Here is a 12,593-nt window from a genome sequence, read left to right on the forward strand (position 1 = left end):
AGAATGTAAATTGCCGACAAAATTCAACAAAACACTTCAAAACGACAATTTATTTAATAATTAAATTATATCTGAAATTAATGTAAATTACGGTAAAATAAATCAAAATAGTAGAATTTTACTATTAAGGAAAAAATAATTGACAAAAAAAAAGAGGCTATTTTTTATCAGCCTCTCCTTGGTGCTCCAATTCCGATCTCATTCTTTCCTCTTCTTCCTTAACACTTATAAAAGCAATTTGTTCCACAAGCTGGTGTTGAATTCGATCCATTTCCTCCTGACAAGGAAAGAACTCTTTTTCTTTCAAATAGAACCCTCCTGCATTATCTTTTCATTCATAGCTTTTTCCAAAATCCGAAAAATAATTATATTTTTAAGAAAAAAATGAACCCTTTTCTTAAACCATTGAAGATGGTCTCTATGAATAATGATTAAAGAATACTCGTTCCGATCAATTTTGAAAGTGCTAAGCAAAACTTACGCCATTCCTTTGGGTATTTTTCATATCCCCTACTGTCATAAGTAGTTGCCTTCGTAACAAGCTTTACTTCCCAGCTTGTCCCGCCTATATGAACTTCATCACTTTGGAAATCCTCATCCCAATTCCATATTTTCAAACGATAGATTTCTTTAGTAAATTCATCAAAGGATCCGATTATTTTGGTTGATTCTTCCTTTGGATGGCTTTGATTTTGAAAATACCATTCAAAAAACTGAAAGGTCTTTTGAGTAAAGTCAATGCTAATCATGTACGTAACATCAAAGTGATTTATTGAAATAGATAAAGAAACGAGCTCCTTTTCAGGGAGAATGGACACAAGATTATCTTCAACTGAAAACAAATCTTTTTTGCGATTGATGGCCGCCTTCACTTGTGATAATTGAATTGGCTTTTCTTGAATCTCTTGTACATAAGCAGACTCATTCATATCCTGTAAGATGGAAGGAATCGTCGCTGGACCTTTTTTCCCAATTATGTCCAGAATAATTTCATAAATGCTCATGATATTTTGTATCCTCCGTCAAAATGAATCCTCGTTATTTTATTTAAAGTAACCATAACATCCTTCTTATTTCTATCATACAATTAATAAGTTTTGAAAAAAAGAAGTTTTTCTAACAAAAAAACATCCCCTTTCAATAATTGAAGTGGGGATGTTTCTATTTATTTTATCCTAATAAATTAAAAATCAAAGTGGAAATGATCCGGGTGTTGTCCAAAGCGCTTATCTTGATTTAATGCATCGATTCTTTTTATATCTTCTGCTGAAAGCTCAAAATCATAAATATTTGCATTTTCAATAATGCGGTGTTCTTTAGTTGATTTTGGGATAGTGATAATTTCTTTTTGCAAATCCCAACGTAATATTACCTGAGCTGATGTTTTATTGTATTTCTCAGCTATTTTTGTTATTACCTCGTGGTTAAGTAGATGACCTCGGCCTAGTGGGGACCATGCTTCTACTTTTATATCCTGACTTTTGCAAAACTTTCTCAGTTCAACCTGTGTTAGAAAAGGATGTAATTCCACTTGATTCACCATCGGTTTTACCTCTGATATAGATAGGAGATCCTCTAAATGATGAATCTGAAAATTACTAACCCCAATAGCTCGAACAAGTCCATCTTGATATAATTTTTCAAATGCCTTCCATGTATCTTTGTATTTTTCCTTTACTGGCCAATGGATTAATAATAAATCTAGATACGATAAATCTAATTTTCTTAGGCTTGTTTCAAATGCCTCAAGGGTTTTATCATAGCCTTGATCAGTATTCCAGATTTTCGTTGTAATAAAGATTTCTTCTCTAAGTACGTCCGAATCCTTAACTGCTCTCCCTACGCCCTCTTCATTTCCATATAATGCTGCTGTATCTATGCTTCGATAACCAGCTTTAAGGGCAGCCGATACGGAGTTGTAGACCTCATCTCCCTCTTTTACCTTATAGACCCCTAATCCAAGCCAGGGCATTTTGACGCCATTATGCAAGGCTGTTGTATCGTGTAAATGTTTCATCTATGTCATTCCTCCATAATGATATTTTTCTATATTATCTCACATCACAGCTAATTCAACTGAAAGTACATGAAATAATCTGCTATTTGCGTACCAGCTTGTCTCCCTGATAACAAATACAAGTTACAATATGATCATTAACCATACCAGTTGCTTGCATAAATGCATAACAAATTGTACTGCCAACAAATTTAAAGCCGCGTTTTTTTAAATCCTTACTCATTGCATCGCTTATTGGAGTAGAAGCAGGGACATCCTCAAGCCTTTGGAAATGATTTTGAATTGGTTTCCCACCGACAAAGGACCAAATATAATCTCTGAAAGAACCAAATTCCTCTACTACTTTTAAGTAGGCTTTGGCATTTGTTATTACTGCATTAATTTTTAATCGATTTCTAACTATGCCTTCATTTTGCAAAAGTTCCTCTATTTTTTTGTCATTGTAGGTAACAATTATTTCTGGCCGAAAGTGATCAAATGCTTTTCGATAATTATCCCGTTTCTTTAGAATCGTTATCCAGCTCAGACCGGCCTGAGCACCTTCTAGATTTAGAAATTCAAATAGAAGCCGGTCATCATAAACAGGGACACCCCATTCCTTATCATGATATTCTATATATATCGGGTCTTGACTAGCCCACCCACATCGGTTCATACTCGTTTCTCCTTTTTCAAGAAATGGTATTGAAATGTATTGATTGTTTTTTTATGAATTCTCCTTTATATTTACATAGCAACATGGGAAAAACAATACAATAATAAAAAAGAAATAGCACCGAGTTTTATTATTCATCCCGGTGCATTAATTCTCTTCTATTAGAAAAAATCGTTTTACGTTCTAGCTTTAGTGATTTCTCTTAATTTTTCACCTACTGCCTCTGATAACTCCATCGTTAATTGTGGAACATAGGTTTTAAGAATCCCGTTAACCATTTTTGCCATTATCCCCTGTGCCTGTATATCTAAACAACCTGTCATTAGCGTTTTGTCACCATCAACATTTTTCGCCTCAAAATACCCGTTACCTGAAAAATTCTCGTTAATACCAGTTAAATCAAATTTCACTTTAGTTGGAGCATTGATTGAGCTAATCTTCACCATTAAACTAATCTTTTTCTTCACTAATCCAAGGTCACTGATAAATGTCCAAGTAGATTCTAGGTCGGATAATATTTGATGCTCAATATATCCTGGGACCAGTGGAGCCCATTGGTCCATCACACTTACAAATTTCCAAACCTCCTCAATTGGGACATTTAAATCCACTTGATGTAATCCTGTTGGCATGCGTTTCTCCCCTTTTTCAAGGTATTGGATATAAAAACAGAATTTTTCTTATCCAAAAAGAACTTATGCCTCTTATCAGGAATCTTAGAACCATATTTTATTATAGTTTCTCCTAAACACTTTTGTTGAGAATTAAGAGTATAATTTTTGATGTAGAGTAACTATTTCCTCTGCCAACTCTGCTAAGCGTGTTTTTATATCTTCCTCAATGATAACATTCTCTTTATTAAAGTCCGCATTCGTCACAAACACATTTTTACTAGCAATGATTGCTTTAAAGAATGAAATAATTGGTTTTAATTGAGTTTCTGCAACTAAGAAATGGCGGTTAGAGCCAGCAGTAGATACAAGCCCAACAATTTTAGACTCAAATACAGTAGTAGGTAAATGGTCGAAAAGATTTTTTAGAACACCTGTAATAGAGGATTGATAAATAGGTGTCCCTATGACAAATGCATCCGCTTCAAGAATTTTATTGACTACTGTTTGTGTATCATTATTGTATGCAGCGAATGGTCGTCCATCAACAAATTCTACTTGATAATCTCTTAAATCAATAAGCTCCACTTCAATGTTTGGATTTTTTTCTTTTGCATATGTTAAAACCTCATTGACGATTATAGCTGTTTTTGCACCAATGAGTGCCCCTGATATTCCTAATATTTTCAACTTACTTCCTCCTAAGATATCGATTATATAGATTTATCACTATTTTCATAGTATTTATTCGATTATTTTACAATAAGATTATTTGAAAGACAAAAATAACACTTTGCTCTTTTTAGAATACTGGATTTTTAAGCAAATAATAAAGAAGACATCTTCCTTTACATCCTTTATTTTTTTTATGTAAAATTTAATTAATAAAGATTTCATCTCCTCAATGAATTTTTGAGCAAAATTGAGTATTTTTCCACCATTTTCTAAATTAAAAGGAAGTATAAAATTATGTCATTACTTACAAAGTTTTTTCCAAAGAAAAAGTCAATTGAAATCGAATTTTGTCAAAAGAATCTAGATCGATTATTAGAAGAATCGTTAATAAAGCAATTCCAAGAAATTCTAAACACTCCAAAAGTTCAATATAAGGAATTCGAATGCTTGAGTCATTGTAATCTATGTAAGAAAAAGCCATACGCCATTGTTAATGGGGATATTGTTAGTTGTGATCGTATCGAAGATTTAATATCTCAGATTGCCCAGATGAAAATGGACAATAATCAGTAATCCGTTTTGAGAAATTGGTATATTTCTAACATAATCAACACTTTTTAGATATAATATTCTTATTAGAGAAAAAAACGGGGAGGAATGTTAATGTCGGAAGTCAAGCAATTAAGTATCTCAGAACAAGTTGAATTAGCGGCCAATAAACCTCAACATAAAAGAGCTCCGATAAGAAAAATTGTAAAAAGGGCCCTTCTAATTACCCTAGGTGCCATTATAATGGGGATAGGTTTAGAGATATTTCTAGTACCAAATAACGTTATTGATGGCGGTATAACAGGTATTTCAATCATGGCATCCTTTTTATCAGGTTTACCTTTAGGATTATTTATCTTTATTTTAAATATTCCCTTTTTCTTTCTCGGATATAAACAAATTGGAAAAACATTCGCCCTTTCCACGCTCTACGGAATCATAATTCTTTCAATTACCACAGCATTACTACATCCCGTTCCTGCTTTTACTCAGGATATACTACTAGCAACCGTTTTTGGAGGAATTCTTTTAGGTGTTGGGGTTGGACTAGTAATTAGATATGGAGGCTGTCTGGATGGGACTGAGGTCCTTGCCATTTTAGCCAATAAAAAGCTCCCCTTTTCTGTTGGAGAAATCATCATGTTTATTAATTTATTTATATTAGGAAGTGCGGGTTTTGTCTTTTCTTGGGACAGAGCTATGTATTCACTAATTGCTTATTTTATTGCCTTCAAAGCAATTGATGTTACTGTCGCAGGTTTAGATGAATCAAAATCCGTATGGATTATCAGCGAGAACTTTCAAGATATTGGGAACGCTATTCTCAACCGCCTGGGTCGTGGTGTCACTTATATGCAAGGTGAAGGTGCCTTCTCTGGTGATGATAAAAAGGTCATTTTTTGCGTGATCAACCGCTTAGAAGAAGCAAAATTAAAAGATATCGTGACAGAAATTGATGACTCTGCCTTCCTTGCAGTTGCTGATATTTCGGAGGTTCGTGGCGGGAGATTTAAGAAAAAGGATATACATTAAGGCATTTCCTATATTCTTTTTGGAGGCATCAATTTCGGAAGAGATTTAACTGTTGCAGAGACATGTGTTCTTAGGGGGTTTGATGTTTCTGTTTTAGTTGGTGTCTTTACGATTTGTCAATTCGGTCGGTTCCGGTTTCTTTTGGGAACTCGCCGTTACAGACTTTAATATTACGCTTTTTATGTAAAATACTCCTTTTTCATGAATTTACCGGACTCTCCTTCCGCTATCTTTCCAAAATCAGCCCTTTCTTGGCTGATTCATCCCTATATAGCGGATTCTCTGTCCGTTAAATCCAATTGGACACAGTTTTCATTTAAATAGGTCATCTGTCCAATAATCCTTCCTTTTCAAAAAAATTCACCGTTACAAACATTGTACCAAAACTGCATGTTCTGCTTTAAATTCTCAGCCATTGACTTCTCCACATCATTACCAATTACCAACTTTCTTCATATGTTTAAGCCTAAATAAACAATCCTCGCCAACTAATTCAGCATATAATTCTATTTACTAAAAAGTATAAACTCACAAATAATCGCCAACCTAAGATAGAAATACTGGCCATCAATTTAAAGGAGACATTCATTATGGAAAATATTCAAAAAGATGATATGAATGCAGAAAATATGACTGACCTTGTAAGAATCATTAACGCAAAGGGCGATATAGGAGAAATTAAAAAAATAATAAGCGAAAATGAATCCCTGCAAAATGAAAAGGAATCATCAGAATAGTAGGTCATTTAACTTTCAAATTTCATGTATCCCCATGAAACCCAGTTATTCCCTTTGAAACCCAGTTATTCCCTTTGAAACCTACGAAGAGAGGCTAATAAGATAAAGGAAAAGATGATTATTGATATCACATACATCCAAGCCATCCTCATATTTCCCGATTCAAATGCTAAATAGATGGCTGTTGGGATTGTCTGGGTTTTCCCTGGGATATTTCCTGCAAACATAAAGGTTGCACCAAACTCACCTAATGCCCTTGCAAAGCTTAGAATTATGCCAGAAATTATTGCCTTTTGGCCAAGCGGGAAGGTTACATAATAGAATAGCTTCCATTCACCTGCACCATCCACCCGAGCTGCATCTTCGATTTCATGATCTACACCTTCAAAGCCTGTTTTTGCAGATTGATACATAAAGGGAAAGGCCACAACAGAAGCTGCAATAACTGCTGCCACCCAAGTGAACATAATTGACTGATTAAAGATTGATTCTATCCAAATTCCACCAAACCCACTTTTCCCAAAAAAGATGATAAGTAGAAAACCGATAACCGTTGGAGGTAATACAACTGGAAATAAAATAATCGTTTCTACTACCGTTTTTCCTCGAAAACGTCTATTTGACATCCATTTCCCTAAAAGGATGCCCAGAATTGTAACCACTATTATTGAAATCAAACTAACCCTAATAGATATTGAAATTGGATTCCAAAATTCCTCTGAAAACATTGTATTCCACCGTCACTTTTCAAACCTTTACAAACGTTCACACTAAAAAAAGATTGATTATAAATATTTTTTTGCTGCCATCACAAATGGAAAAGCAAAATATTATTCTCATATTTTAACAAAATATTTAGTGTTTCACACAAATTATTCTAAAAATTATTAAGACCATTATATTTGACCGAATTTTCTTAAATTGTTAATCTATGTTTATCTCCATTTATCAGAATATTATATTCACCACGGAGGTGACGCATGAAACCGATTTTTTTAGGGATATTGTCTTCTTTTTTCTTTGCCTTTACCTTTGTTTTAAATCGAGCGATGGAATTATCTGGGGGAAGTTGGATTTGGAGTTCCTCCCTAAGATATTTTTTTATGGTTCCCTTCCTACTTGTCATCGTTTTGTGGAGGAAGAATTTTCATTCATTATGGCTTGAAATGAAAAAGCAACCTTGGGCGTGGCTATTGTGGAGTACCATTGGATTTGGATTTTTCTATGCTCCTATTACCTTTGCAGCAGCATTTGGTCCTGGTTGGTTAGTTGCAGGTACATGGCAAATTACCATAATTTCTGGATCCCTGCTAGTCCCGCTTTTCTATGAAACCATCCTAACGGAAAACGGTCCGGTTCGAAAAAGGGCAAGAATACCATTTAAAGGCCTTAGCATGTCATTGATTATTTTGGTGGGAGTTATTTTTATGCAATGGGACCATTTTAACAGTCTCTCTATTAAGAAAACGTTATTTGGAATACTCCCAGTATTAATATCAACCTTTGCTTATCCACTTGGAAATCGTAAAATGATGGAGGTATGTCAAGGGAGAATCGATGTATACCAGCGTACATTAGGCATGACCCTTGCTAGCCTTCCATTTTGGTTACTTCTCTCTTTTTTTGGTCTATATACAGTTGGAGGTCCAAGTTTCGATCAAACGATTCAATCCCTAATAGTTGCGATATCTTCTGGTGTTATTGCCACTATTCTCTTTTTCCAGGCAACAGATTTAGTAAAGGATAATATGAAAAGCCTTGCAGCCGTCGAAGCAACTCAATCAATTGAAATTCTTTTTGCTGTCGCTCTTGAAATTATTCTACTCCATGCAGAGCTCCCTTCATCGATGGCTATGATGGGAATAGGGATTGTTATTATCGGTATGATTTTACATAGTTATCATTCACAGGAAAAAAAGAAGGAAAAGGTCCCTTTAACAAAAGGAAAAAAATTCACTTCTTAATGTATAACAAAGGCGGCGAATTAATCGCCGCCTTAAAATATTATAGAGTTATTTTGGCTTCTAGACCTGCTTTTTGGGCTTTTCTCATTAGGTCTTCCGCGTTTTCCTTTTCCTTAAAAGCCCCGATTTGTACATGAAATAAGCCATCCTTCTGAAAAACATAGGTTTTAAATCCCTTATCCTCAGCTTTCTTAACAAGAGTGTCTCGTTTTGTTGATTCTTTCGTAGAACCAACAATTACTCGATACAATGGAGGCTTAGCAACTTTCCTTGGTTCCCCACTTCCCTTTTTCCTTTTTAAGTTAAATGCCTTGGCTAGACCATTTACATGTCCTCGTGCAATTCTCTCAATAAAGGCGCTACTCTTTAATTTTTCTGAATCAGACTTTGTAGTAATAAATCCATTTTCCGTCAATACAGCATCCATGTTGGATTCCCTAAGAACATGAAAATCTGCTTGTTTTCTTCCTCTGTTGTTAAATGAAGTGGCATCGATGACGGCTTCATGAATTTCTTCCTGATAAGAGGTTGTTGGCCTGCCAACATTCGGGTAGACAAATGATTCAAATCCTACAGCATTACCTGAATTAATATGAATAGAAAGAAAGAAATCTGCTCCCCACGAATTGGCTTCATTGGTTCGTTGATTCAAACTAACCGTTTCGTCTTTCGTTCTACTCATCTTAATTGAGACATTCTCATATTCATCCGATAAAATATTTCGGATTTTCAATGCAATTTGTAATGTGACATTTTTTTCTTGTAATCCATTACCTACTGCACCTGGATCAGTTCCACCGTGTCCAGGATCAAGAAAGATTTTCACCATTTTCATCACCTCACTAATGGTATATGAAAAAAATAATCAATAGGTTCGTACTACAAATCAATTTTAAAGCTTTTGTAATATATTGAAACATCTTCTCCAATCATTCCCTTGTTTTTTTCAAACCTTTTGTAAAAGGATAAGGATAAAAACTATTGAAAAGTGAGGTGTGTCTCCTTGAAGCGCAGTTCTATGTTTTTAATAGCATTATTTATTCTTTTATCAATTGGCGCTGTATACTATTATGAAAATGACCATCAAGCTAGCCCTGGCACTAATAAAAAGGGCTTAAATTCTCCCAAAGTGACAGCACATACTCAGCAATTAATGACAATTGACCAACCTCATATCCTTCAGGTCAATTCCATCGGACAAGGGGAGGAAATTAAGCAAAGGTTAAACAATCACCCTGAAGTTCAAATTATTCATCATAACGTGCGTGATAAAAGTCATTATGTCGATCATGAAGCGATTGTCAAATTTCAAAATCCACAAAGGAAATCCCAAATCAATCAATACCTTAAAGCAATTAACGGAAGTCTCCTTAATGAATTAAATAGGGTATATATTTTCCGTTCCAGTACGTTTACGACCAAAGAATTATTGCGTTATTTTCAGGGAATTTCAGGAGTTATTTACGCAGAACCTCATTATTTATACTTGCAAAATCAATTTGATCTTCCAAACGATTTTCTTTATACAGAAAAATATCAGTGGAACCTACCGATTATTGAAACAGAAGCAGGCTGGAATATTTCACGCGGAAACAAAAAGGTGAAAATTGCGGTTGTCGATACGGGTGTAGATTTAAATCATCCAGATTTAAAAGGAAGGTTGCTTAAAGGGTATAATGTACTTAAGAAAAATAATCATCCAAATGATGAAAACGGACATGGTACTCATGTTGCAGGAATTATTGCATCAGAAACGAATAACCAAGAAGGAACCGCTGGAGTCACATGGTATAACAAAATTATGCCCGTAAAGGTAATGAACAAGGAAGGCTATGGTACCTCCTTTGATATCGCAAAGGGTATTGTGTGGGCTACAGATCATGGAGCAGATGTCATAAATTTAAGCCTCGGGAACTATCAACCATCCGCTGTAATGCAAGAGGCTATTCAATATGCCTTTGATAAAAATGTGGTTCTTGTGGCTGCTGCTGGGAATGATTCCACCTCCCAACCAAGCTACCCTTCCGCATTTCCAGAAGTATTAAGCGTCTCTGCTGTTAACCCTGATGGAAGTCGGGCAGACTTTTCTAATTACGGAGATTATATTGATGTAACTGCCCCGGGAGTCTCCATCCCTAGCACCTATTTCAAAAATCGATATGCGTCCCTTTCAGGAACATCTATGGCTTCACCACATGTAGCTGGACTTGCAGGTCTTATTTTGTCAATCAACCCTAGGCTAAGCAATCAGCAGGTGATGAATATTATTAGAAGCTCTGCTATTGATATTGGGGATAAAGGAGTTGACAATGATTTTGGCCATGGAATCATCGACATAAAAAAGGCACTGCAAAAAGCCCAAACTAAATAATACAAAAAAGTGGCTCCTTTTGATATCTGAAGCCACTTTTTTGATATTATGCTCGCTTAACCTCTCCAAGCTGAACAAAATTAAGCTCGTATCCTTCTTGCCTTTTTGTTAGTTCCTGAAATATTGCATAACTTAGTTCCTCGTAGCCTTTTGGAGTGAGATGAATCCCATCATTACTTATGAGCTGCGATATATCCCCTGCCCTCTTTAAGGTGGTTCTTACATCAATTTTTATTGCATCAATTCCATCAACAAGTGCATTCAAAGCACGGTTATAAAGTCCATGCCAATGCTCGATTCCACCTACAGTACTGATCCAATGACTAATTGATTTCCCGTATAAATTGGAAATATATTGATAATATCTCACAGGATCTAATGGCGGTAAAGTGAGAACGATCGGGGTTATTCCCTCATCCTTTAATTTTGTGACAATGGTTTTCACATTTTCTAAATATCGATCTATAGGTACAATGGGGTTGTGGTTATTTTCAGGATATTCTGCTACTTCCTTCCATTGAAAGTTACAGTCATTGCCACCTATTCCGATAATTGTATAATCGGGATGCTCTTGAATGACGTCCTTCTCGAGTCTCATCACTAATAAATCAGAATTATCATTAAACACACCTTTATTCACGATAGAGACATTCTCTGTATAATTAGAAAGTGATGAAAACATTTCCTGAAGGAAGGTCGGATAATTTTCCTTAATAATTCTTAATCTTCCCTTCACAAAAGAGACCCCTCTAGTTAGGCTATCCCCAAAACAGATAATTTTCAACTTATCATCCCCGTCTTTTATTAATCACTTTTATTAATATTCCATAACCTTATTATATAGTATTAAAAACTATATGTCACCTTATACGAATAAATAATCGTTTTTTTACCTTAAATAAAAGAATTTTAATTATCCAATTTATTAATAGGCAAGAATTTTTTCTATATTCATTATTTGGTATTGATTATAATAAAATCAAGTACTAGTCCTTTTGTTTTAATGGGGAGTAACTAATAGAAGGGAAGATTACCATGGAAACCTCAACTTTTTATTTTTACGGAAAAGATGGGAAGCAGCTTTTTGCAAGGAAATGGACATCTAATAGTCAACCAAAGGCAATTGTGCAAATCTCACATGGAATGGCAGAGCATATTGGACGTTATCATGAATTTGCAAGATACTTGGTCGAGCATGGCATCTTTGTCTATGGAAACGACCATCGTGGGCATGGTCACACCGAAACAAGGAATGAAGATCTCGGATATTTTGCCGATGATGACGGATACGAAACGATTGTCCAAGATATGAACTCGTTAACAGATATCATTCAACTAGAATACCCCGATACTCCCATTATCCTTTTCGGTCACAGCATGGGATCCTTCCTGTCAAGGAGGTACATCCAGCTTTTTGGAAAACGCCTACAAGGAGTCGTTTTTTCCGGAACCGGTGGACATCCGGGTTTTGTTGGAAAACTCGGGCATATACTTGCTACTCGTGAGGCCAAGAAGCATGGAAGACGGACACCCAGCAAAAGGCTTAATTCCTTAACTTTCGGAAGCTATAATAAGGCCTTCCATCCGACTCGAACTGAATTCGATTGGTTATCTCGCGATGTTGATGAAGTTGACAAATATATAAATGATCCCCTCTGTGGAGGAGTGTTCACAGCTGGTTTTTTTGATGATTTCTTAAAGGGGCTGCTATCTCTTTATCAAGAGGATGGGAAAATACCGAAGGACCTTCCTGCTTATTTCTTATCTGGGGAATTGGACCCTGTTGGAAAAAATACAAAAGGCGTATTGCAAAATATTCACCAATTACAATCCGTTGGAATAAAGGACATATCCTATAAATTTTACCCAGGTGGTCGTCATGAAATATTGAATGAAATCAATAGAGAAGAGGTTTTCTCAGACATTTTACAATGGATAAATGATCATCTATAATCTTAAACTATCTTATATCATTGTTAAGA

Annotated in this window: 15 protein-coding genes; 6 read left to right on the plus strand and 9 right to left on the minus strand. The window is 35.2% G+C overall.

Translation table 11 applies throughout. From position 1 onward, the window contains the following. Window positions 1-157: 157 nt before the first annotated feature. From BQ6100_RS21465 to BQ6100_RS11270, 6 genes are all read right to left on the minus strand, one after another. Window positions 158-307 (minus strand): hypothetical protein, encoded by a 150-nt coding sequence (locus BQ6100_RS21465; RefSeq protein WP_173719841.1) that lies wholly within the window; start codon window positions 305-307, stop codon window positions 158-160. Window positions 308-431: 124 nt separating this feature from the next. Continuing rightward, window positions 432-1,004 (minus strand): hypothetical protein, encoded by a 573-nt coding sequence (locus BQ6100_RS11250; RefSeq protein ID WP_075981722.1) that lies wholly within the window; start codon window positions 1,002-1,004, stop codon window positions 432-434. A 179-nt stretch (window positions 1,005-1,183) separates the two neighbouring features. Continuing rightward, entirely contained in the window at window positions 1,184-2,017 is an 834-nt protein-coding gene (locus BQ6100_RS11255; protein ID WP_075981723.1) for an aldo/keto reductase, read from the minus strand. 82 nt (window positions 2,018-2,099) lie between these two features. Further along, complete coding sequence (locus BQ6100_RS11260) at window positions 2,100-2,672, minus strand: DNA-3-methyladenine glycosylase I (RefSeq protein WP_075981724.1); 573 nt, start codon at window positions 2,670-2,672, stop codon at window positions 2,100-2,102. A gap of 176 nt (window positions 2,673-2,848) precedes the next feature. Next, window positions 2,849-3,304: a CoxG family protein gene (locus BQ6100_RS11265; protein WP_075981725.1), complete on the minus strand. Its 456-nt coding sequence runs from the start codon at window positions 3,302-3,304 to the stop codon at window positions 2,849-2,851. Between the two features lie 132 nt (window positions 3,305-3,436). Then, on the minus strand, window positions 3,437-3,973 hold the full coding sequence (locus tag BQ6100_RS11270) for an NADPH-dependent FMN reductase (RefSeq protein WP_075981726.1): 537 nt from the start codon (window positions 3,971-3,973) through the stop codon (window positions 3,437-3,439). A gap of 279 nt (window positions 3,974-4,252) precedes the next feature. Here BQ6100_RS11270 and BQ6100_RS11275 point away from each other — a divergent pair, with 279 nt between their 5' ends. The 3 genes from BQ6100_RS11275 (at window position 4,253) to BQ6100_RS21260 (ending at window position 6,276) form a co-directional block, all read left to right on the plus strand. Next, window positions 4,253-4,531: a DUF1450 domain-containing protein gene (locus BQ6100_RS11275; protein WP_084780345.1), complete on the plus strand. Its 279-nt coding sequence runs from the start codon at window positions 4,253-4,255 to the stop codon at window positions 4,529-4,531. Window positions 4,532-4,621: 90 nt separating this feature from the next. Further along, window positions 4,622-5,539, plus strand: a complete 918-nt coding sequence (locus tag BQ6100_RS11280; RefSeq protein WP_075981727.1) for a YitT family protein — start codon at window positions 4,622-4,624, stop codon at window positions 5,537-5,539. A 590-nt stretch (window positions 5,540-6,129) separates the two neighbouring features. After that, window positions 6,130-6,276, plus strand: coding sequence for a hypothetical protein (locus BQ6100_RS21260; RefSeq protein ID WP_159433150.1), 147 nt, complete (start codon window positions 6,130-6,132; stop codon window positions 6,274-6,276). A 65-nt stretch (window positions 6,277-6,341) separates the two neighbouring features. On the opposite strand, the gene modB is transcribed toward BQ6100_RS21260, so the two are convergent. Then, window positions 6,342-7,004: a molybdate ABC transporter permease subunit gene (modB, locus tag BQ6100_RS11285; RefSeq protein WP_075981728.1), complete on the minus strand. Its 663-nt coding sequence runs from the start codon at window positions 7,002-7,004 to the stop codon at window positions 6,342-6,344. Between the two features lie 252 nt (window positions 7,005-7,256). Between modB and BQ6100_RS11290 the strand changes: the two genes are divergently transcribed. Next, a complete protein-coding gene (locus BQ6100_RS11290) occupies window positions 7,257-8,240 on the plus strand; it encodes a DMT family transporter (RefSeq protein WP_075981729.1) in 984 nt (327 codons plus the stop codon). 40 nt (window positions 8,241-8,280) lie between these two features. On the opposite strand, the gene BQ6100_RS11295 is transcribed toward BQ6100_RS11290, so the two are convergent. Continuing rightward, on the minus strand, window positions 8,281-9,069 hold the full coding sequence (locus BQ6100_RS11295; protein WP_075981730.1) for an N-acetylmuramoyl-L-alanine amidase: 789 nt from the start codon (window positions 9,067-9,069) through the stop codon (window positions 8,281-8,283). Between the two features lie 189 nt (window positions 9,070-9,258). On the opposite strand from BQ6100_RS11295, the gene BQ6100_RS11300 reads away from it, so the two are divergent. Beyond that, on the plus strand, window positions 9,259-10,611 hold the full coding sequence (locus BQ6100_RS11300; RefSeq protein WP_075983534.1) for a S8 family peptidase: 1,353 nt from the start codon (window positions 9,259-9,261) through the stop codon (window positions 10,609-10,611). Between the two features lie 46 nt (window positions 10,612-10,657). Here the strand turns inward: BQ6100_RS11300 and BQ6100_RS11305 are convergent, their stop codons facing one another. Further along, window positions 10,658-11,395: an SGNH/GDSL hydrolase family protein gene (locus BQ6100_RS11305; protein ID WP_075981731.1), complete on the minus strand. Its 738-nt coding sequence runs from the start codon at window positions 11,393-11,395 to the stop codon at window positions 10,658-10,660. A 251-nt stretch (window positions 11,396-11,646) separates the two neighbouring features. Here BQ6100_RS11305 and BQ6100_RS11310 point away from each other — a divergent pair, with 251 nt between their 5' ends. After that, window positions 11,647-12,564, plus strand: coding sequence for an alpha/beta hydrolase (locus BQ6100_RS11310; RefSeq protein WP_075981732.1), 918 nt, complete (start codon window positions 11,647-11,649; stop codon window positions 12,562-12,564). Window positions 12,565-12,593: the final 29 nt, after the last annotated feature.

This window comes from Bacillus massilinigeriensis (genome assembly GCF_900117315.1).
GTDB lineage: Bacteria > Bacillota > Bacilli > Bacillales > Cytobacillaceae > Bacillus_BE > Bacillus_BE massilionigeriensis.